Source organism: Mucilaginibacter sp., assembly GCF_965200995.1.
Lineage (GTDB): Bacteria > Bacteroidota > Bacteroidia > Sphingobacteriales > Sphingobacteriaceae > Mucilaginibacter.
The window spans coordinates 1,114,851-1,137,564 of the sequence record NZ_OZ241743.1 but is presented as its reverse complement, the minus strand read 5'-3'; the positions used below and the strand labels follow the sequence as shown (position 1 = coordinate 1,137,564).

Below are 22,714 nucleotides of genomic sequence, written 5' to 3'. Positions count from 1 at the left end.
TCTGCTTGTTCGCTTTGCCTACGACGGGATTGCTTCGTTCCTCGCAATGATAATACTCACTAATGGTTACTATTCTTAGACCCTGTCAATCACACAAAAAACAACCACAATGGATACGCCAACAATGGAAATGCCCGAGATGCCGGCCGGCGATAATCAGCCAGCAGGTAATCCTTCGCAGCTAAAGCTGGATAAGGACGGCAACGTGAATATGGCCCTCATTAAGCCCGATGACGAAAAACGGTATGCCGAACTGAGCAAAGACCTGAAACCCGGCAACAACGATTCGATACTGAACTATGGCGTGGAAACGCAGAACGCTATGGAGAAGTACAGCAACCAGTTCCTTACCTCTGTACGCGCTTACAACTCAGGCGAGGTAGGTGAGCTGATTACCAACCTGCTTACCGAGCTGAACTACATTGATGTAGACGAGCTGAACCCCGGCGGCGTTAAAGGCTTTTTCATGAAAATACCTTTTTTGAAAAGCTTGGTGCTGAATGCCGAGAAGCTGTTTGCCAAGTATGATACGGTGGTAAGCAATATCGATAAGATTACCAATAAGATTAAAGCCGGTCGCCTGAACTCTATTAAAGATAACAGCTCGCTGCAAACCATGTTCGACAGTAATGTGAACTACATTAAGCAGATGGAGGAGCTGATCATATCCGGTCAGTTAAAATTTAATGAGCTGAGCATACAGCTGGCCGCTATGGAAGGCCGCCCGCAGGATTACAACGATTACGAGATTGCCGATATGCGCGATTTTGTAAACCGCCTGGATAAACGCCTGGCCGATTTAAAGGTGGTACGTTTCATCATGATGCAATCGCTGGCGCAGATACGCGTGGTGCAGAACAACAATACCTCGATAGCCGAAAAGGCGCAGTCTATCATCTCTACCACCATACCGGTATGGAAGAACCAGCTCACCATTGCCGTAGCGCTCAACCGCCAGAAGGCCAATGTGGAGATGCAGAAAAAGGTATCGGACGCTACCAACACCATTTTGCAAAAGAATGCCGACCTGCTGAAACAGAACAGTATCGACGTAGCCCGCGAGAACGAGAAAACCGTAGTTTCTATCGATACCCTGAAACGCACTACCCAATCGCTGATTGAAACGCTGCATGAGGTAAAACAGATACACGAGCAGGGAACGCAGAACCGCAAGGTGCTGAACGGCGAACTGCAAAAGCTGGAAACCGAACTGCGCAAAAATGTAACGAATGTTGGCTAATTTTGCGGCATGGATGAAAACCGGGCGGCGGTATTAAACAACTCAAGGCGAATTATTAGCAAGCTGCAACTGCTTTCTGTATTTTTCGGCGATGAGATGATTTATAAGCTTTACCTGCGCACCCAGGTCATTCATCAGTTGTTCGAGAATAGTGAGGAGCTGGATATCAACAAGCTGGAGCTGTTTCACCTGCAGTTTACCCAAACACTGGTAGAACTGCTGCGCAAAATAAAACGCAATAACGAGCAGAGCGTAAGCCTGCTGCTGGAGGAAGAGCAGCTGAACCAGGAACTGATTGAAAACCTGCAAAGCACGCTAGCCAACCGCGAAACGTTCCGGCTGGAGCAGCACCGGCAAACGCTGAAGATCAACAATTCGCTGCGCAAGCTGTACGAAGTGCTGTCGGCCGATTCGGGCGAGTATCCGTTTGCCAAGAACCTTAACGGTTTCAGTGCCCGGTTTGCCCGCGATTTTTACCGCGAGATACCGCACGGGTTAATAGAGGAACTGATGCAGTACACCCCAACCGAAGTATACACCAATGCCTACGCCGTGATACAGCGCAAGCTGATGGGGGTGCTGTGCAAGTACGAGTTCAGGTCGGCCTTTCAGGAAGGCTTGCGGGCCGGTGAGCTGATTGCCGAAATTTACCGGCTTCATGATACCGACCGTTACTTTATCTGCTTTCCGGCCAGCGGGCTGTTCTTGTTTTTTGATTACAGCCGCCTGCAAGGGGTGGAAGAAGACAGCGGCCTGTCGCAAAAGGAAAGCGTGATACGCGAGCTTACCAACCGCAACAGCCAGCTGCAAAACAGCATCAGCATGGTAAAATCAACCCTAACGCCCGAAATTAAGCTGCTGCTTACCGAGAACTATAAAAAGCTGAACGATATTAATTTTTTACAAAGCATAGCCGATGTAGACGCCCAGGCCAACCTGCTGAAAACAATGCTCAACACTAACGTCATTTAACCCTACCTTTACCCCCTTATGGATTTTTTACACCAACTCTTAGGCGCTGATATTAAAGCCGGCCTGCTCATCATCCTGAACCTGATTGTGATTGAAAGCTTATTATCGGTTGATAATGCTGCCGTACTGGCCACCATGGTAATTGATTTGCCTAAAGAGCAGCGCAGCCGTGCGCTTAAATACGGTATCATCGGCGCTTATGTAATGCGCGGCCTATGCCTGCTGCTGGCCGCCAGGCTGGTAAAGGTATGGTGGCTTAAGCCTTTGGGCGGCCTGTACCTGCTCTACCTGGCCTTTAACTACTTTAAAAGCAAAGCCACCGAAACCAAAGAGGACGATGGCGAACTGGTGAATAAAAACGAAAGCTGGATCTATAAATCAACCGTAGGGATGATAGGCACCTTTTGGGCCACTGTAGCGCTGGTAGAGGTAATGGACCTGGCTTTCTCTATCGATAATGTATTTGCCGCCGTGGCCTTTACCGATCACCTGTTTCTGATTTATACCGGTGTGTTCATCGGCATCCTGGCCATGCGTTTTGTGGCACAGGCCTTTGTAAAGCTGATGGAGAAGTTCAGTTTCTTGGAAACTGTTGCCTTTCTGGTGATCGGCCTTTTAGGGCTTAAACTGGCGGCTTCGCTGTATACGCATTTCTACGCTGAAACGGCCTTTGCCAAAATGCTGGAAAGCGAAACTACCGATGCCTATGTTTCCATTATTACGGTAGCCCTGTTTGCCATACCGGTGCTAAGCTCGTTACTGTTCAACTTCCCGAAAAAGCAGGGCAAGGCTGAGGTAAGCGAACGGGCTGAGGATGCTTTGGATAAAAGCTAAGTCATAAAATCATCTTATTATCTAAGTTACAAATGCGTCATTGCGAGGTACGAAGCAATCCTCGGCATACAATTTAGCCATGCAAAGCGGCTCTGTAAGCAGAGGATTGCTTCGTACCTCGCAATGACGACAATCTTATAGTTTTCGGAGTTGATTATGAATAAACTCATCGCCTCCTGGCTGGGCATTGGTTACATTAAAGGCGGCGGTACTATTGCTGCGGCAGTTACCTGCGGACTGATTTATCTTTGGTGGCAAACCGCCCCCGGCCATAGCGCCTGGATGTTCTTATTCCTTACCGTAATTATTACGTTGATAGGCATTTATGTTGGAAATCAGGTAGAATCTGATTGGGGTAAAGATAGTTACCGGGTAGTGATTGATGAGGTAGCCGGCATGATGGTAACCTTGTTATTCCTGCCTCAACGGCTGGATCTGCTGATTGCCGGGTTGGTGCTTTTCCGCTTTTTTGATATTGTAAAGCCGCTATATATCCGCCGCATGGAGGCCTTGCCGGGCGGCACCGGCGTAATGATGGATGATGTGCTGGCCGGTGTATACGGCAACATTATATTGCAGGCAGTAGTGTTTATTCTAAATCTTCGTTGAAAGAACAGTAAGCGTGTGGTAGTGTATCAGGGCACAATAGTAATATTAACCCTGACTATTTATAACTGGTACACGCTTAATAAATAAATTTTCCCTGCCAACGCAACACTACTTCAACTGGCTGATGTTATCGAAAAAGGCTACCTGTATATCCAGTAACGATTTTACTTTGATTTGCTCCCCATAAGCATCAAAACACGTGAAGCGGGCTTTATCAGGCTGGTCATTATATGCCTTCTCCAGAAAATTAAAGGTTTCGAAGTAATAGTGGCTTGTTGTAACATTGCTTTTGGCATTCAATTCTGATGAATTCAGTTGAAAGCCAATTGTATCTATCCAATTGTGCACCCTGGAGTGCAATGATAATCCTGCGTTGTTCATAAGTTAATATTTCATACTTCAACGAAATTTTTATACACATTGTTTATAACTTTTTGCAAATAGCGCTCAAACAATTTTATGCACCTGTAATTGTGCTCCTGCAACCCCTAATTATAGCTTTGCCTATGGTAAACAGGCAAACCATGTAACCAATTGCTGTCAACACCGTATAGACGGCTATATAAACTATATTAAAAGTCGATGAAATATATTTATACTTATTTTCTGTGCACTTTATTAATTGCTGCTATTGCCATTACCTCCTGTAAAAAGAAAGGCGATCCCGGCCCGCAGGGTATACAGGGTGAAACAGGGGCCACCGGAGCCAAAGGTGAAACCGGCGCTGCGGGGCCGCAGGGAGTGGATGGTAAAAATGGAACCAACGGCACGAATGGCACAAATGGTGAGAAAGGCGATAAGGGAGACAAAGGTGATGCCGGTACTGCCGGGGCTAATGGCGCTGCTGGCGCTGCTGGAAAGGATGGCAGTAATAATGTGAGCACTTATCTGCTTACCAATCAGTCGGTATCATTAACCGGTTATACCCGCCTCAGTATACCGGCCATTACGGCCGATATTGTTAATAATGGCTACGTACTAGTATACTTTCAAATCAATGGCGATAACTCGTGGTATGCCCTCCCTTACAGTGAGGTTGACCGCCAGCTTACTGTAGCCAACTATGGTACAGGTTTTGTAAATATAAAATCTAACTTTACTGCCGGCGGACTTAATTTTAAGGTAGTAGTAGTAACTGGTACAGCTGCGGTAAAACTGCAAACGGCCTATCCTGACCTTAACCTGCTTAACGCTGCCAATGCTGCAAGGTATTTAAACCTTAATTAAGGTTAATTTATTTATAGTTAATTGAAAGCCGGCATTGTCGGCTTTTTTGTTTAGCGTGTAACAATACTATGATTATTAGGGTTTTAGATTAAACAAATTGAACCTTTGCAGTCTGACAGTGTATACATACAGCGGTTAACGTTGGGTATTACAGTTTAGTAAAATATATGATGAAGCATTTACTACTAATTTTGAGCTTGTGCTGTATTACAGCACTTCAATCTCAGGCACAAACAGCCAGGCCGGTACTGGGTACCGTTGTTGACAGTACCAGGCAAACGCTGCCCGGTACAACCATTATTCTTACTTCGGACCGTGGCGACAGTGTATCAACGGCGGCCAATGCCCAGGGGCGTTTTATATTCCCGGCTGTTAAAGGCAGCAAAATATCGCTGTTGCTTCGTTCAATTGGCTATCAAACCGTACGCAAGCGTTTTACTCTGACTGCCGACGGCAAAGCAGCCGAACTGGGTAATATAATGCTGCAAACCGATGCCACCCAGCTGCAAACTGTAAATGTAGTAGGCAAAGCAACGCCAATAGTAGTAAAGGAAGATACCGTACAATACAATGCCAGTGCTTACAAAGTGAGGCAAGGGGCACCAGTAGAAGACTTATTGAAAAAGCTGCCGGGTGTTGATGTAGATGCCAACGGCAACGTAACTGCCCAGGGGCAGAGCATTACCAAAGTACGGGTAAACGGAAAGGATGTATTTGGGGGGGATGTGCAAACCATCACCAAGAACCTGCCGGCCGATATTGTAGAAAACATGCAAATTGTGGATGATTATGGCGACCAAGCCAACCTTACCGGCATACGCACAGGTGAACCCAGTAAGATATTAAACATTACTATCCGTAAAGATAAGAATAAAGGCTATTTCGGGCAGCTGACTGCCGGTGATGGTGCCGATGCCTTGCCTGCTCCGGCCGAAAACAACAATCGCTATCTGGTTAACGGTAACTTATTTACCTTTAAAGGCGACCAGCAGATTGCTGTGTTAGGAAGCTTAAATAACACAAATGCCAATACCTTTTCTTTTGGCACTACTAATGGCGGCGGTGGCCGGGGTGCCGGCGGTAATTTTGGAAACGGCGGCGGCGGCGGTGGCGGCCGGGGCAATGCAGCCCGAGGTGGTGGCGGAGGTAATTTCAACAGCGGTTTAGCTACTACGCAGGATGGTATTAACAGGGCCGGCTCAATAGGTGGCAATTTTCGCGACCAGTGGGGTAAAAATCTAACAGTGTATGGCAGCTACAGTTTTGCAGATAATTCCAGTTATACTAACAGCACGTCACAGCAGCTTTTTAAAAGCGCAACACAGGCAGTATATAACCAATACAGCATCAGTAATGATAATACTATTAATCACCGCTTTACCTGGAACATGGAATGGCGGCCTGATACGCTGAATTATTTGAAGGTTACGCCTACTTTCAGCTATTCTAAATCACTTACTACTTCTTTCGACTCAGTAATAAATACATCTGTTGACACGCTTACTAAAGTACGGGGTACTGATTTACAATATTTCTCAAACACCTATGCTAATTCAAATACACCCAATGTGGGCATTACCGCGTTATATAATCACCGCTTTGCAAAACGCGGCCGTAATTTCAGTATTACATTAAACGCAAGCACCGGCAGTACTGACCAGTCACAGCAATCGCGTTATACATTCCTGATAAATTCACTGCAATTTCCTCCCAACTCAATTGTTGACAATTCTAGCAGAACGCATAGTATAGGCGGAAACCTTTCTTATAGTGAACCTATTGGTAAGACTACTTATCTGGAGTTGAATTACGCTTATAATACGGCTTATACCTCAACCGACAAACAAACCTATTCATTAGATTTAAATAATAACTATCCGTTTTTGCTCAATAACCTTAGTAATGATTTCCATTATACATTTACCACTAACAGGATAGGATTGAACCTACGCGGAACAGCAAATAAGTATAATTACATTTTAGGTATTGGCGTATTGCCGGCTACTATTGATGGTTACTCAACAAATGCAGCTGCAGCAGGCTTAAATGGTAATATACGCAATACAACTGTAAACTTCGCACCAACGGCCAGGCTTGTATATAATTTTGCCCGTAGCAATACCCTGAGCCTGAACTATGACGGAACCAGCAATCAGCCTACATTCTCCCAATTACAGCCGGTTGCAGACTTTTCCAATGCCAATTTTCCGGTACAGGGTAATCCAAACTTAAAGCCATCTTATACCAATAATTTGTCTGTAAGGTACAATAAGTTCAATATACAAACTGGTAATGTATTATTTACCAATATTGCATTCAGCCAAACTAATGACCAGATTGTTTCCAATATTATTAATTTTCCTAACCAGTTTACTGCAAATGTTCGCGCAGCTAACCCAGATTTAGTTAGGTATCAGAGAACCCGTTTAACAGAATATTTAAATTCTGATGGCTATTATACAGCCCGCGGATTTATAGCTTATTCCAAGCCTTGGATGGAGCGGAGATATACCTTATCTGTGAGCGGCAATGCTTCATACATCAATAATGTAGCTTACATTACTAATGTTGATGCCAACAACCTTCGCAATACACAAAAAAATACGGCCAAAACCTTTACACTTTCACCCGGCTTAAATTTCAGAACCGATATCACAGATGTAATTGACACTCGCCTTTTTGTAACTTATAATATTACTAGTGTTAATAATTCATTGCAGCAGTTTGATAGTAATATTGATCATACCCATGCAGTTTCGTTTGGTGTCAACGGTAAAAACTACTTTTTTAAAGACTGGACTATAAGCTATGACTTTACTAGAAATGTGAATTATGGTTATCCAGCAGAGATTAATGTTCCCAATCCTAATATTTTAAACGCTTATGTAGAGCGCCGGTTCCTAAAAAATAATGTTGCCACATTGCGGGCTTCTATATTTGATGTGTTTAACCAAAACAAGGGGGTATCCTACGTACCTGGATCTACTTCGAACACTTATCAGGTGGTAAATCGCCTGAGCCGATATTTCTTACTTACGCTTACCATCAGGCTGCAAAAGTTTGCCGGGCGCTCGCCGATGCAGCAGGATCGCGGGAACTTCAGGAGAGGCGAAGGCGGCGGCGACCGTGGCGGTTTCGGCGGCCCGGGCGGCGGCGGTCCTCCGGGAGGAGGCGGTGGCCCCGGCGGAGGTTTAAACGAATAATATTAAAAAAGCCTTAGCGGATGTGCTAAGGCTTTTTTAATAAGTATATTTTATTTGAAATTTGATAAATAATGTAAGCCGGTAATAATCAGCTTTTCACCATTACATCATTAATCACGCGTTCTAAATCTTCCAGATCGAAAGGTTTAGCCAGATAAGTTTCGGCGCCGGCCTGGCTGGCCAGTAGCTGTATATCACTATTGGCCGAAAAGTAAACTACAGGAATGTCTTTCAGGCTATCTTCCTTTTTTAATAGCTGGGTTGCCACAATTCCGCCCGAATCGGGTATCCAGTTATCCATCAGTATTACATCAGGACCAACGCCGGCTACTTTTTCAGTGATGTGATTGCAATCGGTAAAGGTATGCACTTCCCAACCCTGCTCCTCTAAAATATACGAGCAAATGGAAAGTATATCCTCATCGTCATCAAATATTACAACTTTTTTGGAGGTAATGGTATTCATAGGGGTCAACAGCGTGCTTTATCAGCACTTATACAAATCTAATAAATATAAATAATTAAACAGAAACTAAATTTTCTGCTGTTCAGCCATGATGCTGCTTTTATGCATCCACTGTTCAAAGTGAAAAAAAGTTTGATTGGCAGCGGCAATAACAGTTTCCTCCTCGGCTGCAATATGTACCTGTGCATTCAATGCCGTTGTAAAGGCCGCCCACATCGCGCCTGAATGTTCGCCATAGCCTTTAAAAAACAACAATCCCCTGCCTGTGGGCAAAGGTAATTGCTTCTCCATCATTTTGCTAATGATCTGCCCTCCCAGCGTAGAGCCCTCAATTACATAAAGGGCGCCAAGGGCCTGAAGCCGGTTATGTATGGCAGGCAGATGGTCAGCACCTGCTTCGGGCGCTAATTCGCTGCCCAGGTCTGTAATGTCCTGCGCCAGGGCAGCGGCTTTACGGCGCTGGTGATAGTCAGGTAAATAAGCCGGCGTAATATAAAGGTCTATCCGCTTTTCAAGTGCACCAAAATAAGTATAAAACAACTGCAGCAGGGCAACATATTCCGGCAGCGTATGCATGGCTTTCATGCGCTGCACCAATTGCTTTTCTAACTGTTGATGATTATGCCGGGTAGAAACTTTTAGCTTTTCGGTTAACATAGGCAGATAACGGCGCTAAGGTAAGCGGATAGCGCTGATACTTTTATTTTTAATTACATACACGATAAGCTTTTACTTATCAACTACAAATTGCTTAACCGTTCTGCGGACTTTTATGAATTTACGTTAATACGATGATTAATAAAAGAACAAAGCATGTGGCCACCCATTTCCGTCCCAGTAAAGCTGCGATATACGAAGCCGCTCGGTGCTCGAATCGTCAAAACTGAAATAAGTAATGTAATCAACTCCTTTGATGGTAAAAACTGATTCGCCGCCCGCGCCATGCCACTCTTTGCTGTCTGCTGCCAGTACTACTTCGCCGCCACCATCTGCCATAGCTGTTCCATTGCGGTCCTGGTATACGCCGTTAATGGTTGCCGAGCGGCCTACAATGGTTTGGTAAGTGCTGCTCACACCCGCACAGCAGGAGCCAATAGATGCAAACAAGTAATAATAGTTGTTATGTTTTAGAATAAACGGGGCTTCAATATCATTAATGGTGGCCGCAATAACAACTGCACTGCGTTTAGCCAACAACTGCCGGTCGGGCGATATTTTTGCATTCAGCTTCAGGGTATCGTTTTGAAACTTACTGATGGTAATGCCATTATAAAACGAGCCAAAGGCAATATAAGGGGTGCCATTATCATCAGCTATAAAATTGGGATCAATAGCGTTATAGCCCGAACCGCCCGATTCAAGTAACTTGCCCTGGTCTGCCCATTTATAGGTACTGTCTGATGGGTTTAAGGTAGTATTGGTGGCATAGCCAATGGCAGAGTTGATGGTGCCATACTGCGAAACCGAATAGAAGAGATAGTATTTGCCTTTATAGTAGCTAATGTCAGGCCCCCAGATGTCGTTTTTAAAATCAGGTATCTGGGCAGTGGTCCAGGATGGGGCTGTTTTGAAGATATCCGGGCCGGCCACCCAGGTTTTCATATCAGTTGATGACCACTGCTTGATGCCAATGCCGGTACCATAAAGATAATATTTTCCGTTGGCCTCAATAATGGCAGACGGATCTCTCACTGAAATATTAGGCGGCCCCATCTGCTTTTTTTTACAGGCGGCTGTGCCAAACAGCAGTAAAAATAAAACAGATTTAATGACTGCGTTTACTGTTAAATAACCCGACTTGCTCAACGTATTTAATACCGCTTAATGAATACTTTAACTATGGTGAATTGCCTGCATAAACATAGCTATTTTTTACGGCCTGAAACAGGTTCTGAAATATTTTTAACTCAAATTACAGCTATCCACTTTATGAAGCCACTGTAAATGAAACTTTTACTACAGCAGGTTGTAGCCTTACATGCCGGCAATGTAATTGCCCGTACAAACCCCGTTTTTAGGGGAAGTTGTAAGTTATGATGCCGATGATGAAAGCAAGCCGCTGGCAGTTTTATGTAATGGAGTTTTTAGGTATTGCCGGCTTTGTGCTCACAGGCGCCCTTATGGGTATGCTGATGGAAAACCCGGCATCGCCGGTAAATAAAACAGCACTGGTGTACTACCCCATCCTAAGGCGTTTAATTACCGGTGCGGTATTGGGTGTTTACATTATATCAGCCACTACGGCAGCCAGCAAGTTGTCGGGCGCTCATGCTAACCCCCTGATGACCTGGGCTTACCTACGCCTTAATAAAATTACCCTGCCCGATGCTATAGGGTATGTGATTTTTCAGTTTGCCGGCGCTGTTGCCGCCGTGTTTTTGCTCAAGCTTACCCTGCATGAAATATTTGGGGCGCATCCGGTTAATTACAGCCTTTCGGCACCCCAAAATTCTTATGGGCTTACACACGCATTTTTAGCGGAATTTACAATTGCCCTTATTTTTGTAACTGCCATACTGTTTTGCAATAGCGCCAAACGGCTGGAAAAATATTCGGCCTTTATTGCCGGCGGGCTGATTTGCCTGTTCGTAACCTTTGAGCAGCCGTATTCCGGCATGAGTATTAATCCGGCACGTTCACTGGCCGGTGCCGCAGGCGCTAACCAGTGGGGCAACCTCTGGATATACTTTATTGCGCCGGTAGCAGGAATGTTCATTGCCAGTGAGAACTTTTTATACTGGCAGCGGCGGGCGCAGGCTGCACTGGTTACTAAGCCCGGCACCGGTGCCAGTAAACGGTTCTGGCATACGCACACCATGCCGCATTTTCCGGCAGGTGATTAGTTTTAATATAAGGCACTTGTTGTTCATTCTTCTATTTTCGTATAAATATATCCTGCTTACTTTAACGGCTAATTCTTTATGGTTACTCGTGTTGCCTTTCTGTTTATCATACTTTTATATACCGCTGCGCCATCAGCGAAGGCACAGGATGCCCGTTCGCTGGTACAGGAGGGTACCCGGCTCGGCAATGCGCATAACTATGCGGCTGCCATTGAAAAGTACAAGGCGGCTTTAGCTGTGGAGCCCAACCAGTCTTCAGCAGTTTACCTGCTTGCATTTGCCCTGCAGGCAAACGGGCAGGGGCCGCAGGCCTTGCCTTACCTGCAGCAAACAGTGCAGGATGCTGATATTACGGCTGCTAAACGCAGCAGCGCTTACGGCTTAATGGCGGCTATTTATGACCAGGCCGGGCAAGCTGCAAAAGCCATAGAAAGTTACCGGCAGGCTATTCGCGCCGATTCGGCTACTTATGCACTGCAATACGGTTTGGGGCTGGCTTACTTTCGTAACCGCCAGTATGCTGAGGCCGAGCAAAGCGCTGTTGCTGCCCTGCAACTGGATGCAAAGCAAGCCGATGCGGTACGCCTGTATGCACTGGTTACCTTTCATCAGAATAAACGCGCAGCCGCATTTTTAGGGCTGTGCACCTTTTTGCAGATGGCGCCCAACAGCCCTAAAAGTACTGAGGCTTACAGTAACCTTGTGCAAATTATTCATGGCGGCGAACTCAAACCCGAGCCCGGCGTAGCCAGTCCCCGGCCTGATGCTGCCAACGTGAGCCTGAATAGCGCCATTACACAAGCAGTTGCCGCAACAGCCAAACGCCGGTACAGCAATACAGCAGACAAGTTTAGCGGGCAGTTGCAGGCTGTTTTTACAGCGGTGGGTGAGCAGGCCAGCCAGCTAAACATAACCGATCCCTTTTTTAAGCAGTTAGCTGACCGGTATTTGCAACTTGCCAAAAGCGGCCATGTACAGGCTTTTGCCAAGTCTATTCGGCAGGGGGTAAACCCATAGGTGCTGGCAATACTTTTTAAATTAAGATAATCGCATCCACAGTATACTTAACTTGTTCTGGCATCCCGTTGGCAAAGAAAAAATACAGGTTAAGCAAGCGGATACCTGGCTGGTAGGATGCTGAAAAAAGTTTGGCATTACTTCATTGTCGATTGCCGGACATTTGATAATTACAGTACCGTATCACTCAGGCGTAACCCGTTTTCATGCCAAATTTTTCATCCTTCAGGCATGAAAACCGGAGGTAAAAAATGCTGGCAAAATGTACAACTAAAAGCTCTAAAAAGTGTAAACCCTGCTTTTTCAAAAAGTGTTGAATACCAGGGTATTAAATGTAATATTTTTTGAAAAGTGTAAACTTTGGGTTTACACTTTTCCGGGCTGATCGGGAGGGGTAAAGCACCACACGCAGGCGGCAATTTTATTTATAACGTTTACGGGCACTTGTGGGGGCAAATATGAGGGCTGCCGCAGTATGAAAAGCCTGATTTCAGCAGGCGGCAGCACCGGCTGCAAGGCTCAGAGCAAAGCTAAAAAGGCCGGCTAATAAAAATTACCTGCACTTATACAACATTTATATTAAAATTTATTAGTATTTACTATCTTTGCCGTCCGATTAATAATAAATAATTCTAACCCTGTAAAATAGCTGATTTAATGGAACAAACCGTAGAGCAAAAGCTGAAAGCTTTATACGAACTACAAACCATTCATACCAAGATTGACCGCATACGCCAGGTACGCGGTGAATTACCTATGGAAGTTGCTGATTTGGAAGACGATGTAGCCGGCCTGGAAACCCGTATCCAAAAAATCAAGAATGAGCTGGATGATATGGAAGATGATGTGGTAACCCGCAAAAATCTGATCAAGGAAGCGCAAGCCAATATCAAAAAATATGAAACTCAGCTGAACGAGGTAAAGAATAACCGCGAGTATGATGCAATCTCTAAAGAGGTTGAAATTCAGGGCTTGGATATTCAGGTAAGTGAAAAAAAAATCAGAGAGTTTGGCTACGATATTGCTACCAAAACTCAGGTGTATGAAAAAGCACAGGCTGATCTGGACGGACGTAAAGGTGATCTTGACATTAAGAGAGAGGAACTGAACACGATTACTTCTGAAACCGAAAAGGATGAAAATGAATTGAACGTACAGGCTGAAAATGCAACTAAGGATATTGAAGACCGCTTACTTACTGCCTATAACCGTTTGCGCCGCAATGCCAAAAACGGTTTGGCCGTAGTCACCATTCAGCGCGATTCATGTTCCGGCTGCTTTAACCAGATTCCGCCGCAGCGCCAGTCTGATATTCGCCAGCGTAAAAAAATCATTGTATGCGAACATTGCGGCCGTATATTGGTTGATGAACAAATGGCGCTCGAACCCGAGCAGGTTTAATCAGTAATCAAACGATAATCATATCTTATACCAGGCGTCTTTTCAAAAAGAAGACGCCTTTTTTTATGTATGCGTAAATTTTCTCTTTCTGTTCTCTTTATTATCATGACGGCAAAGGCATGGGCCGGTTTTGATTATAATGCCAATTGCGTACAGGCTTATAAAGCCTTAAGTATACTTAAATTAACAACAGCCCGTACCTTAATTGACCGGGAGAAGGCCTTGCACCCCGGCAACAGCATCACTATACTGCTGGATAACTATTATGATTACTATAAAATACTTACCACAGAAAATAAGGCCGAGTTTGATCGCCTGAAAGGCCGCCGCTCCGACCGGTTGGATGCCCTGGATGATGAGGACGAAAGTTCACCCTATTATAATTTTGCGCAGGCCGAAATCAACCTGCAATGGGCATTGCTGCATAGCCGTTTTGGTGAGTTTACCACCGCAGGCTTTTGTATCAATAAAGCTTACCGGCTGCTGCAGGAAAATCAAAAGAAGTTTCCCGGCTTTTTGCCGGATGATATACTAATGGGTGTAGTAAACGTATTGCTGGATGTATTGCCTGACGGCGCTTTGAAGAGCACGCTCGGTTTTTTCGGCATCAGAGGAAGTACAACGGCAGGGATGGGCATGTTGCAGCGGCTGGCTGCTCAGTTGCCGCAATCGGGTTACGCCATGTATCAGCCCGAACTTACCTTCTACCTCACCTTTATACAAACCGATGTATTGAATGATCCGGCAGCTTACAGTAAAATGCAGCAGTACACCGCCCTGATTGACAGCAGCAGTTTGCTGAAAACCTACGTGAAAGGCTATGTAGCCCTGCGCACAGGCCACAGTACCGAAGCAATTGGATTTTTGCAAAACCGGCCTCCCGGCAGCGATTATCAGCCTTTTGCCTACCTGGACTACCTGCAGGGCATGGCCCGCTTAAACATTGGCGATAATGATAGTGCGACTGATTACTTTAATAAATTTTTGCGTACGAATAAAGGTAATAATAACATTAAAGATTGTTACCTGCACCTAGCCTGGATAGGTGTGCTGGCAGGTGATATTAAGCGTTACCAAGCCTTTGCCCAGTTGGCAAAGAGCAAGGGCAGCAGTTATGTAGACCGCGACAAGCAGGCATTGGTAGAAATAAACGAAGGTATGCCTGATAAAACCTTGTTGCAGGCGCGGCTATATTATGATGGCGGCCTGTACGCAAAGGCGCTGGCCCTGTTAAAGGATAAAAATACAGGCGATTTTGCTTCAGTACATGATAAGGCAGAATACTTTTACCGTTTAGCACGAATTTACGAAGCACAGGATAAGGCTGCCGATGCCCTGAATAACTATAGGCAGGCTATAAATACAGGCCGCAATACTACGTATTACTTTGCAGCAGCAGCAGCGCAAAAAGCAGGATATATTTATGAGCAGCACAAAAATAACAGCCAGGCCGTTGTTTATTATAACATTGCAATTAGCTTGAAAACTACACATGTAAACGCCAGCTATCAGCAAAAAGCCAAAATGGGTTTAAAGCGGCTCAAGGCTTAAAACAAGGTGGTTTGCCGGCCTTTTTTTGGCGTAAACTGGGTAAGGTCATAGGCAGGCATGTCGCGCCCTTCCAAGTATTTATTACAGGCAATACGGTAAAGCTGGTGAATGGATTCGGCCACCTGGCCTTCACCAATCATGCGGCGGCCAAATTCACTGTCGTTCAGGTTGCCGTCATGGCATTCTTTAATTTGGTTTAATACCTTTTCGGCCCGGTCTGGAAAGGTCTTATACAGCCAGTCGGTAAAAATTTCACCAATGCTGCCGTTGAGGCGCACTATGGTAAAGCCCGCCGCTACAGCGCCGCGGTTGGCCGCAGCTTTTATAATGGCAGGCACCTCGTTACTGTTCAAACCAGGTATAATAGGCGCTGTCATCACCCGTACCGGGATACCCTTTTCGGTGAGTTTTTGAACTACAGTTAAACGTCCGCTCGATGTTACGGTACGGGGCTCCAGTTTCTGGCGCAGCTGTTCATCTAAAGTGGTAATAGAGATATTAACATGCAGCAGATGGTGTTTAGCCAGTTCTTCCAGCAAATCAATATCTCGCAGCACCAGGTTATTCTTGGTAATGATGCTTACCGGGTGCTTGTACTGCAAGAACAGTTTAAGCATACTGCGGGTAATTTCCAGTTCGCGTTCGATGGGCTGGTAACAATCTGTATTGCCTGATAGTACAATGGGAGAAGGCTTATACTTCCGCTTGTTAAAATACTCCTCTAATAGCTGGGGCGCATTTTTTTTGACAATGATCTTGCGCTCAAAATCAAGCCCGGCGCTAAAGCCATAATATTCGTGGCTATTGCGGGCGTAGCAGTAAATGCAGCCATGCTCGCAGCCCTGGTACGGGTTAATGGAGTCGCCGTGGCTAATGTCGGGACTTTTGGTTTTACTGACAATCGTTTTGGGCGATTCGCTATAAAACTGCGTTTTTTTGTTCTGTAGCAGGGGTTCATCCAGTCCTTCCAGATGCTCCAGTACATACTGGTTCTGAATAAATTTGTTGTGCGTATTGACCTGTGCTCCCCGCCCTTTAAAAAACTCCTGATTTACCTCAAACGCCATAGTACAAATTTGCTAAATAAATTAGCTTATGACAATGCTGATTGCTAAATAAAATTTAACGGTTTGAAGGCGGAGGGGGTACACACAAATCAGGCATTAATAGTGTTGATTAACCATATGCGCCGCTTTCTGCAACGTTTACTTTCTGCCCCGGTAGCCCGGTTAGCCAATAAATGGTCATCAAACCCGGATAAGAGCCGGGTGTTTGAAGCGTTGAGCAGGCTCTGCCAGCAAATTACAGCCCATCAAACCAAACGGGGACTGGTTATACCCTTTAATGCGCAACAGGAAAAGTTTATTATATTTTCAGACCAGCACAAGGGCGCCCGTAATGAAGCTGATGATTTTATGCTGGCCGAGCGCAATTACTTAACTGCGCTGGATTATTACCAAACGCAGGGCTTTTCCTTAATTTGCCTGGGCGATAGTGAGGAGTTGTGGAAGAACCGGTTGGATGCCGTACGCAGGCATAACCAGGCTACCTTTACTGCCGAACAGCAGTTTTTGCAGCGTGGCGCCTTCTTTAAAATATTTGGTAACCACGATTTATACTGGGATAATGACCCGCTGGCACCTTTGGTATTGAAGCAGATTTACGGGCAACCGGTACCCATTTACGAAGGATTAATTTTAAAATCAAAGGCGGAAGGGCCGGATATTTATCTTACACATGGGCATCAGGGCGATTTGCAGAGCGATGGCAACTGGTTCAGTAAGTGGTTTGTATCCAACATCTGGGAGCGCCTGCAGGCTTACCTGCATGTGAACCCCAACACCCCGGCTAATAATGATGATTTAAAAACGCTGCACAATACGCTGATGTATAACTGGAGCGCGGCTCAAAGTAATTTGCTGCTGATTACGGGGCACACGCATCAGCCGGTATTTGCTTCAGTTACTCATATCGAGCGCCTTTACGTTTTACTGGATCGTGCCAAAACCGACGGCAATCAGGCAACAATAGCAGACCTGCAAAAGCAAATTGATACCCGCCATTTAAAGGGAGAGACGATTTTGGATTTTAAAGGTTATAAGGATACTTACTTTAACAGCGGCTGCTGTTGTTTTAATGATGGCGACATCACCGGGATTGAAATTGCCGATGGTAGTATCCGGTTAATTAAGTGGGAATATGATGCGGCAGGGCAGCCCGGCAGGCATGTATTAGAGGAAAGTAAACTGGCTGATCTGAAGCTGTAAAATAAAAGCGTATCTTTATGTGCAAGCGTTGATTATGGAAATTTTAGCTCACCCACCGAAAACGTTGCTGGAAGTTTATCAGCTTCTGCCTGAGGGAACGCTGTGCCAGATTATTTGTAATCAATTAATTATGTCGCCTTCACCTTCAGAAAATCATCAAAAGGTCTTGGATAAAATGTACAGGTTGCTCGGCAACTTTGTAGAAGAGGAAGGCCTTGGTGTAACAAGGGTGGCTCCCTACGATGTGCACTTCGATATGGAAAACGTTTTCCAGCCTGATATTATTTTCATCTCCTCAGCTAACAGCAACTATATACAGCAGGACGGTTTACACCATGCACCTGATTTAGTGATAGAAATTTTGTCGCCATCTACCGGCAAGTATGATCAGGTAGATAAAAAGATAATTTATGAGCGGTATGGAGTTAAAGAGTACTGGTTGATTGATCCTTTTACTAAAGAGGTTACCGGCTATCAGCTTTTGGATGATGAATTTGCACAATTAGAAAGTTCAGCCGGAAGAATGTACAGTCAGCTACTACAAAAAGAATTTAACTTCTAACCATCCAGCAAAAATACAAACAGCTCTTTAGGGCCGTGTGCGCCCAGCACCAGCGTTTTCTCAATATCCGCAGTACGGCTGGGCCCGGTAATCGTGGTAACCATAGACGGTAGCCGTATGCCGTATTTCTCCTTCAATTCTTTAAAACCATCCTTTAAATCGGGTACCAGTTGCGAACTGTAAGCCAGCACAATGTGTACCGGCGGGTAAATGCTCAGCCTGCGCCCGGCCATATTGCCGTTAGAAAGCATAATGCTGCCGTTACGGGCAATAAGGGCTTCACACAAGGTAAAGCCTACCTCGGCCTGCTCAAAGTTTTTATCGGTAGCGTAATACGGATAACCGTATTTATCCATCAGTTCCTGCAAGGCAGGTTCCCAGCAATAAATCTTGTGCCATTTGCGCTCCTCGGCCAAGTTAATCAGGCTTTCGATGAATTGAATCTCATCTTCGCAGAACATGAACTGCCCGGCTACGGCATTAAACTCTTCGGCAAACTGTACCTCTAACAGCTCATTAACTGGTGGGTATAAGGGCTGTTCCTCTAAATTGGGATAAGGGTTGTCCCGCTTTTCCAGTAGTGCCTTTCTTATCTTCTTCAGCAGTTTTTCTTTAGAGGTGGTAATATCGCGCATATGCAAAAAAATAAAGCCACTACTAAGGTAGCGGCTTTATACTAAACTTCTTTACGTAAAATTAACCTTTGACGGCAGTACCGCCATTTATCAGGGTGGTTTCGGGGTTAGTTACCGATTCCGGGATAGCGTTATTATCAGTTTCAGGGTTGAGGGCGGCTTCGCCGTTCACAAACTTATCATAAGTGGTACGCTCATCAAAAGGGCGCTTACCCAGCAGCTCTTCCAAATCACTCTGGAACAATACTTCTCTTTCCAATAGTTTGGTTGCCAGTTTTTCCAGTCCCTCACGCTTTTCGATAAGGAGGTTCTTGGTACGCTGATAAACACCCTCAACCATGGTACGCACTTCCTCATCAATCAGCTCGGCCGTGGTGTCAGAGTAAGGCTTGTTAAACTGATATTCTCCCTGCGGATCGTAAAAAGACAGGTTACCCACCTTACTGTTCATGCCATAAATTTTCACCATAGCGTATGATAATTTGGTAATGCGCTCCAGATCGCTCAGGGCGCCGGTAGAGATACGGCCAAATACAATATCTTCGGCAGCACGGCCACCCATTGATACCACCATTTCGTCCATCAACTGCTCAGTGGTGTGTAAGAACTGCTCTTTAGGCAAGTACTGGGCATACCCCAGCGCAGCCACGCCGCGCGGTACGATAGATACCTTTACCAGCGGGTCGGCATGTTCTAAAAACCATCCTGCAATAGCGTGTCCTGCTTCGTGGTAGGCCACAATGCGTTTTTCTTCGGGTGATATAATTTTATTCCTTTTCTCCAGGCCGCCAATTACGCGGTCAATAGCATCCTGAAAATCCTGCATATCAATGGCAGTCTTATCACGGCGGGCCGCAATCAGGGCTGCCTCATTACATACGTTGGCAATTTCGGCACCTGCAAAGCCCGGTGTTTGAGCAGATAATTTTTTTGCTTCTACATCATCAGCCAGTTTCAACGGCTTTAAGTGTACCTTAAAAATCTGCTCACGGCCAATCAGATCGGGCTTATCAATAGAAATCTGGCGGTCAAAACGTCCCGGGCGCATCAAGGCAGAATCCAGCACGTCAGGGCGGTTGGTGGCTGCCAGAATAATGATGCCTGAGTCGGTACCAAAGCCATCCATCTCTACCAGTAACTGGTTGAGGGTATTTTCGCGCTCATCATTGCCGCCCACAATGTTGTTTTTACCACGGGCGCGGCCTATGGCATCAATTTCATCAATGAAGATGATACAAGGCGCCTTGTCTTTAGCCTGCTTGAACAAATCACGCACGCGTGAAGCGCCTACGCCTACAAACATCTCCACAAAGTCGGAACCCGACAGGGAAAAGAAAGGTACCTGCGCTTCGCCTGCAACAGCTTTAGCCAATAAGGTTTTACCTGTACCAGGAGAGCCAACCAGCAATGCGCCCTTAGGAATTTTACCACCTAAATTGGTGTATTTTTTGGGGTTGCGTAAAAAGTCGACAATTTCCATTACCTCTTCCTTAGCTTCTTCCAGCCCGGCTACATCATTAAAGGTAACGTTTACCTGCGATTCTTTGTCGAACAGGGTAGCCTTTGATTTGCCAATGTTAAAAATCTGGCCACCAGGACCGCCGCCAGCTCCGCCAGACATGCGGCGCATAATGAACAGCCATAATCCGGCAAATAAAATCAGCATAATGATGCCTTGCACCAGCCAGTTGGAGAACAGGCTTTCGTGCTGCTGTGCATACTGGATAGATACCTTTTCATTGTCAGGAGTAGCCTTTTCAGCAGTGGTAATGGACTGCTTCAGGCTTTCGTAGGAAGCGTCGGTAAAGTAGTATTGCGGGCCGCCCGAAGATATATTCAGCGAGCGCTGATCCTTTACATCACTGTATTCAGGCTTTTCGCGGCTGGTTCTTTTCAGGTATACTTCGGCAATCACGCGGTCGCCATCCTTGTAGGCCACCAAATGGTCTACGTCGTTATTGCGCAGCATTTCGGTTTCAAAACGCTGGAAGCTAATCTCTTTACCGCCATTACCATTTAAAATGTAAGGCACTACCAGCAGGGCCAATATCACTATGGCATATATCCACATGAAATTAAACCGGGGCGGGCGGGGCGTATTTTTTTTATTGTTTGGAGTTCTCCTGATAAATTTGGGTTTCTCCGTTTTTTCTTCGCTCATTTTTGTGTCTCTCGGAACGTATAGTTTAAAAAATAATTCTGCCGCTAATAAAGCAGCAGTTAAGCACTTTTGTAATACTGAATGTCGGCATCGCCCCACAGGTCTTCCACGCCGTAAAACTCACGCTTATCGGTTTTAAAAACGTGTACAATCACGTTTACATAATCCAGTAATATCCATTCGCCATGCTGGATTCCCTCTTTGCGCCAGGGGTCTTGCTTTATGGCTTTATAAATTTCTTCTTCAACGCTGCCGGCAATTGCTTTTACCTGGGTGGAAGAATCGGCATGGCAGATAATAAAATAATCGGCCACCGAACTGTTTATATTTCTAAGATCGAGTCTTACAATATCATTGCCTTTTTTTTCCTGAATGCCATGAACAGCCAGGTCAGAAATTACAGCAGATTCATTTAACACTTTGTTTTTTACCATCAAAAAGAATTAGTTTTGAACGATTTTGATATAAAGAATATTGTACTTTGCAAAGTAACATTTTTTCGGGATTATTTGTTGGGCAAAACCTGGTTGCGCTAAAAGAAGTTGACTCTACAAACACATTCCTTAAGAATCTATTGTCAAATTCCACGCCAGTGCCCGAGGGGACAGTCATTATGGCAGAAAGCCAGTATGCCGGCCGCGGGCAGCAGCAAAACCGATGGAATAGTGAGCCAGGCAAAAATCTTACTTTCAGCCTGCTGCTGCAGCCTGTATTTTTATCGCCTTTAAACCAATTTTACCTTACACAGGTCATAAGCCTGGGGGTAGCCGAAACGCTGAATATAATTGCAGGCGGCGGTATTTCCATTAAATGGCCCAACGATATCTATTATAATGATAAAAAGCTGGGCGGTATTTTAATTGAGAATATTCTGCAGGGCAGCCAGATAAAATACGCGGTGGTGGGCATCGGGCTGAATGTTAATCAACAGGAGTTTCCGCAGTGGGTGCCTAACCCGGTATCGCTCAGGCAAATCTTACATAAAGATTATGATTTACGCCTGTTATTGTCACACCTTTGCAGCCGTATTGAAGGCTGGTACCTGCGGCTTAAGGCCTCAAAGCTGGCCGACATCAGCGCCGCTTACCTGGCATTACTGTATGGTTACCGTCAGGAACGCAGCTTCAGGGCAAACGGGCAGGAATTTATAGGTACTATTGCCGGTGTAACTCAACAAGGCCGCCTTCAGGTGCAGCAGCAGGGCATTTTGCAGGAGTATAACTTTAAAGAGATTGAATTTTTACATCAAAAATAACCAAATGAGAAAATTGATATTAATGGCAGGGTTGCTGATGCTCACCTGCTCGGCTTTTGCCCAGATTGAAACCCCGGTAAAATGGGCCTACGCCGCCAAGAGGGTAAGCGCTACTGAGGCTGTGGTATTAGTAAAAGCTACCATTGACAACGGCTGGCACATTTACTCGCAAAATATAAAATCAGGCGGGCCGGTAGCTACCGAGTTTAAATTTACAGTTTCAAAAGACTATACGCTGGTAAGTAAGCCAAGCGAGCCAAAGGCGGTTACCAAATATGAAGATGCCTTTAAAATGAACGTAAGCTATTTTGAAAATAGTGTGGTTTTTCAGCAACGTATCAAACTTAAATCGCCCAGGGCAACCACAGTTAAAGGCACCTTAACCTACATGACCTGTAACGATCGTAAATGCCTGCCGCCAGATGATATAACTTTCAGCGTTCCGGTAGCTGCTAAATAATATTTAATCCG

General features: G+C 45.3%; 22 protein-coding genes. 14 read left to right on the top strand and 8 right to left on the bottom strand.

What is annotated here, in order from left to right; all coding sequences use genetic code 11:
- Positions 1–109 precede the first annotated feature (109 nt).
- The 4 genes from ACY652_RS05490 to ACY652_RS05475 all read left to right on the top strand — a co-directional run bounded on the left by ACY652_RS05490 (position 110) and on the right by ACY652_RS05475 (position 3,655).
- Positions 110–1,240: a toxic anion resistance protein gene (locus ACY652_RS05490; protein WP_462267017.1), complete on the top strand. Its 1,131-nt coding sequence runs from the start codon at positions 110–112 to the stop codon at positions 1,238–1,240.
- 9 nt (positions 1,241–1,249) lie between these two features.
- On the top strand, positions 1,250–2,212 hold the full coding sequence (locus ACY652_RS05485) for a hypothetical protein (RefSeq protein ID WP_462267016.1): 963 nt from the start codon (positions 1,250–1,252) through the stop codon (positions 2,210–2,212).
- An 18-nt stretch (positions 2,213–2,230) separates the two neighbouring features.
- Positions 2,231–3,046 (top strand): TerC family protein, encoded by an 816-nt coding sequence (locus ACY652_RS05480; RefSeq protein ID WP_462267015.1) that lies wholly within the window; start codon positions 2,231–2,233, stop codon positions 3,044–3,046.
- Positions 3,047–3,202: 156 nt separating this feature from the next.
- The gene (locus ACY652_RS05475; protein WP_462267013.1) at positions 3,203–3,655 is read left to right on the top strand and encodes a phosphatidylglycerophosphatase A family protein; all 453 of its coding nucleotides are present in this window, start codon (positions 3,203–3,205) and stop codon (positions 3,653–3,655) included.
- A 108-nt stretch (positions 3,656–3,763) separates the two neighbouring features.
- Here ACY652_RS05475 and ACY652_RS05470 read toward each other — a convergent pair whose 3' ends face one another.
- Positions 3,764–4,036, bottom strand: a complete 273-nt coding sequence (locus ACY652_RS05470) for a hypothetical protein (protein ID WP_462267012.1) — start codon at positions 4,034–4,036, stop codon at positions 3,764–3,766.
- 201 nt (positions 4,037–4,237) lie between these two features.
- On the opposite strand from ACY652_RS05470, the gene ACY652_RS05465 reads away from it, so the two are divergent.
- On the top strand, positions 4,238–4,882 hold the full coding sequence (locus ACY652_RS05465; RefSeq protein ID WP_462267011.1) for a collagen-like triple helix repeat-containing protein: 645 nt from the start codon (positions 4,238–4,240) through the stop codon (positions 4,880–4,882).
- A gap of 167 nt (positions 4,883–5,049) precedes the next feature.
- Positions 5,050–8,085, top strand: a complete 3,036-nt coding sequence (locus tag ACY652_RS05460; protein WP_462267010.1) for an outer membrane beta-barrel protein — start codon at positions 5,050–5,052, stop codon at positions 8,083–8,085.
- Between the two features lie 88 nt (positions 8,086–8,173).
- Here the strand turns inward: ACY652_RS05460 and ACY652_RS05455 are convergent, their stop codons facing one another.
- From ACY652_RS05455 to ACY652_RS05445, 3 genes are all read right to left on the bottom strand, one after another.
- The gene (locus ACY652_RS05455) at positions 8,174–8,551 is read right to left on the bottom strand and encodes a response regulator (RefSeq protein WP_462267009.1); all 378 of its coding nucleotides are present in this window, start codon (positions 8,549–8,551) and stop codon (positions 8,174–8,176) included.
- Between the two features lie 66 nt (positions 8,552–8,617).
- A complete protein-coding gene (locus tag ACY652_RS05450; protein WP_462267008.1) occupies positions 8,618–9,208 on the bottom strand; it encodes a biliverdin-producing heme oxygenase in 591 nt (196 codons plus the stop codon).
- Positions 9,209–9,346: 138 nt separating this feature from the next.
- Entirely contained in the window at positions 9,347–10,243 is an 897-nt protein-coding gene (locus ACY652_RS05445; RefSeq protein WP_462267007.1) for a family 43 glycosylhydrolase, read from the bottom strand.
- Between the two features lie 350 nt (positions 10,244–10,593).
- Between ACY652_RS05445 and ACY652_RS05440 the strand changes: the two genes are divergently transcribed.
- From ACY652_RS05440 to ACY652_RS05425, 4 genes are all read left to right on the top strand, one after another.
- On the top strand, positions 10,594–11,394 hold the full coding sequence (locus tag ACY652_RS05440; RefSeq protein ID WP_462267006.1) for an MIP/aquaporin family protein: 801 nt from the start codon (positions 10,594–10,596) through the stop codon (positions 11,392–11,394).
- Between the two features lie 78 nt (positions 11,395–11,472).
- Positions 11,473–12,411, top strand: coding sequence for a tetratricopeptide repeat protein (locus ACY652_RS05435; RefSeq protein ID WP_462267005.1), 939 nt, complete (start codon positions 11,473–11,475; stop codon positions 12,409–12,411).
- 657 nt (positions 12,412–13,068) lie between these two features.
- Complete coding sequence (locus ACY652_RS05430) at positions 13,069–13,812, top strand: zinc ribbon domain-containing protein (RefSeq protein ID WP_462267003.1); 744 nt, start codon at positions 13,069–13,071, stop codon at positions 13,810–13,812.
- Positions 13,813–13,881: 69 nt separating this feature from the next.
- Positions 13,882–15,363, top strand: a complete 1,482-nt coding sequence (locus ACY652_RS05425; RefSeq protein WP_462267002.1) for a tetratricopeptide repeat protein — start codon at positions 13,882–13,884, stop codon at positions 15,361–15,363.
- On the opposite strand, the gene ACY652_RS05420 is transcribed toward ACY652_RS05425, so the two are convergent.
- The gene (locus ACY652_RS05420; RefSeq protein WP_462267001.1) at positions 15,360–16,430 is read right to left on the bottom strand and encodes a PA0069 family radical SAM protein; all 1,071 of its coding nucleotides are present in this window, start codon (positions 16,428–16,430) and stop codon (positions 15,360–15,362) included. The genes ACY652_RS05425 and ACY652_RS05420 overlap by 4 nt on opposite strands.
- Positions 16,431–16,532: 102 nt before the next feature.
- Here ACY652_RS05420 and ACY652_RS05415 point away from each other — a divergent pair, with 102 nt between their 5' ends.
- Positions 16,533–17,630: a metallophosphoesterase gene (locus ACY652_RS05415; RefSeq protein WP_462267000.1), complete on the top strand. Its 1,098-nt coding sequence runs from the start codon at positions 16,533–16,535 to the stop codon at positions 17,628–17,630.
- 34 nt (positions 17,631–17,664) lie between these two features.
- Positions 17,665–18,192, top strand: coding sequence for a Uma2 family endonuclease (locus ACY652_RS05410; protein WP_462266999.1), 528 nt, complete (start codon positions 17,665–17,667; stop codon positions 18,190–18,192).
- Here ACY652_RS05410 and ACY652_RS05405 read toward each other — a convergent pair.
- The 3 genes from ACY652_RS05405 to rsfS form a co-directional block, all read right to left on the bottom strand.
- Positions 18,189–18,827, bottom strand: coding sequence for a LutC/YkgG family protein (locus tag ACY652_RS05405; protein ID WP_462266997.1), 639 nt, complete (start codon positions 18,825–18,827; stop codon positions 18,189–18,191). The genes ACY652_RS05410 and ACY652_RS05405 overlap by 4 nt on opposite strands.
- Positions 18,828–18,888: 61 nt before the next feature.
- Positions 18,889–20,988 carry an ATP-dependent zinc metalloprotease FtsH gene (gene ftsH / locus ACY652_RS05400; RefSeq protein ID WP_462266996.1) on the bottom strand — a complete coding sequence of 700 codons (2,100 nt, stop codon included), beginning with the start codon at positions 20,986–20,988 and terminating at the stop codon, positions 18,889–18,891.
- 59 nt (positions 20,989–21,047) lie between these two features.
- On the bottom strand, positions 21,048–21,422 hold the full coding sequence (gene rsfS, locus ACY652_RS05395; RefSeq protein ID WP_462266995.1) for a ribosome silencing factor: 375 nt from the start codon (positions 21,420–21,422) through the stop codon (positions 21,048–21,050).
- Positions 21,423–21,469: 47 nt separating this feature from the next.
- Here rsfS and ACY652_RS05390 point away from each other — a divergent pair, with 47 nt between their 5' ends.
- Together ACY652_RS05390 and ACY652_RS05385 are read left to right on the top strand one after the other, a co-directional pair.
- Positions 21,470–22,243, top strand: a complete 774-nt coding sequence (locus tag ACY652_RS05390) for a biotin--[acetyl-CoA-carboxylase] ligase (protein WP_462266993.1) — start codon at positions 21,470–21,472, stop codon at positions 22,241–22,243.
- A 4-nt stretch (positions 22,244–22,247) separates the two neighbouring features.
- Entirely contained in the window at positions 22,248–22,703 is a 456-nt protein-coding gene (locus tag ACY652_RS05385) for a protein-disulfide reductase DsbD N-terminal domain-containing protein (RefSeq protein ID WP_462266992.1), read from the top strand.
- The last annotated feature ends 11 nt before the right edge of the window (positions 22,704–22,714 follow it).

What these genes read in the sequence shown, in the direction of transcription:
- ACY652_RS05490 (WP_462267017.1), top strand. Translation starts at nt 110, where the DNA reads ATGGATACGCCAACAATGGAAATGCCCGAGATGCCGGCCGGCGATAAT.
- ACY652_RS05460 (WP_462267010.1), top strand. Translation starts at nt 5,050, where the DNA reads ATGATGAAGCATTTACTACTAATTTTGAGCTTGTGCTGTATTACAGCA.
- ACY652_RS05450 (WP_462267008.1), bottom strand. Translation starts at nt 9,208, where the DNA reads ATGTTAACCGAAAAGCTAAAAGTTTCTACCCGGCATAATCATCAACAG.
- ACY652_RS05440 (WP_462267006.1), top strand. Translation starts at nt 10,594, where the DNA reads ATGATGAAAGCAAGCCGCTGGCAGTTTTATGTAATGGAGTTTTTAGGT.
- ACY652_RS05465 (WP_462267011.1), top strand. Translation starts at nt 4,238, where the DNA reads ATGAAATATATTTATACTTATTTTCTGTGCACTTTATTAATTGCTGCT.
- ACY652_RS05410 (WP_462266999.1), top strand. Translation starts at nt 17,665, where the DNA reads ATGGAAATTTTAGCTCACCCACCGAAAACGTTGCTGGAAGTTTATCAG.
- rsfS (WP_462266995.1), bottom strand. Translation starts at nt 21,422, where the DNA reads ATGGTAAAAAACAAAGTGTTAAATGAATCTGCTGTAATTTCTGACCTG.
- ftsH (WP_462266996.1), bottom strand. Translation starts at nt 20,988, where the DNA reads ATGAGCGAAGAAAAAACGGAGAAACCCAAATTTATCAGGAGAACTCCA.
- ACY652_RS05480 (WP_462267015.1), top strand. Translation starts at nt 2,231, where the DNA reads ATGGATTTTTTACACCAACTCTTAGGCGCTGATATTAAAGCCGGCCTG.
- ACY652_RS05470 (WP_462267012.1), bottom strand. Translation starts at nt 4,036, where the DNA reads ATGAACAACGCAGGATTATCATTGCACTCCAGGGTGCACAATTGGATA.
- ACY652_RS05420 (WP_462267001.1), bottom strand. Translation starts at nt 16,430, where the DNA reads ATGGCGTTTGAGGTAAATCAGGAGTTTTTTAAAGGGCGGGGAGCACAG.
- ACY652_RS05435 (WP_462267005.1), top strand. Translation starts at nt 11,473, where the DNA reads ATGGTTACTCGTGTTGCCTTTCTGTTTATCATACTTTTATATACCGCT.
- ACY652_RS05455 (WP_462267009.1), bottom strand. Translation starts at nt 8,551, where the DNA reads ATGAATACCATTACCTCCAAAAAAGTTGTAATATTTGATGACGATGAG.
- ACY652_RS05425 (WP_462267002.1), top strand. Translation starts at nt 13,882, where the DNA reads ATGCGTAAATTTTCTCTTTCTGTTCTCTTTATTATCATGACGGCAAAG.
- ACY652_RS05485 (WP_462267016.1), top strand. Translation starts at nt 1,250, where the DNA reads ATGGATGAAAACCGGGCGGCGGTATTAAACAACTCAAGGCGAATTATT.
- ACY652_RS05475 (WP_462267013.1), top strand. Translation starts at nt 3,203, where the DNA reads ATGAATAAACTCATCGCCTCCTGGCTGGGCATTGGTTACATTAAAGGC.
- ACY652_RS05430 (WP_462267003.1), top strand. Translation starts at nt 13,069, where the DNA reads ATGGAACAAACCGTAGAGCAAAAGCTGAAAGCTTTATACGAACTACAA.
- ACY652_RS05405 (WP_462266997.1), bottom strand. Translation starts at nt 18,827, where the DNA reads ATGCGCGATATTACCACCTCTAAAGAAAAACTGCTGAAGAAGATAAGA.
- ACY652_RS05385 (WP_462266992.1), top strand. Translation starts at nt 22,248, where the DNA reads ATGAGAAAATTGATATTAATGGCAGGGTTGCTGATGCTCACCTGCTCG.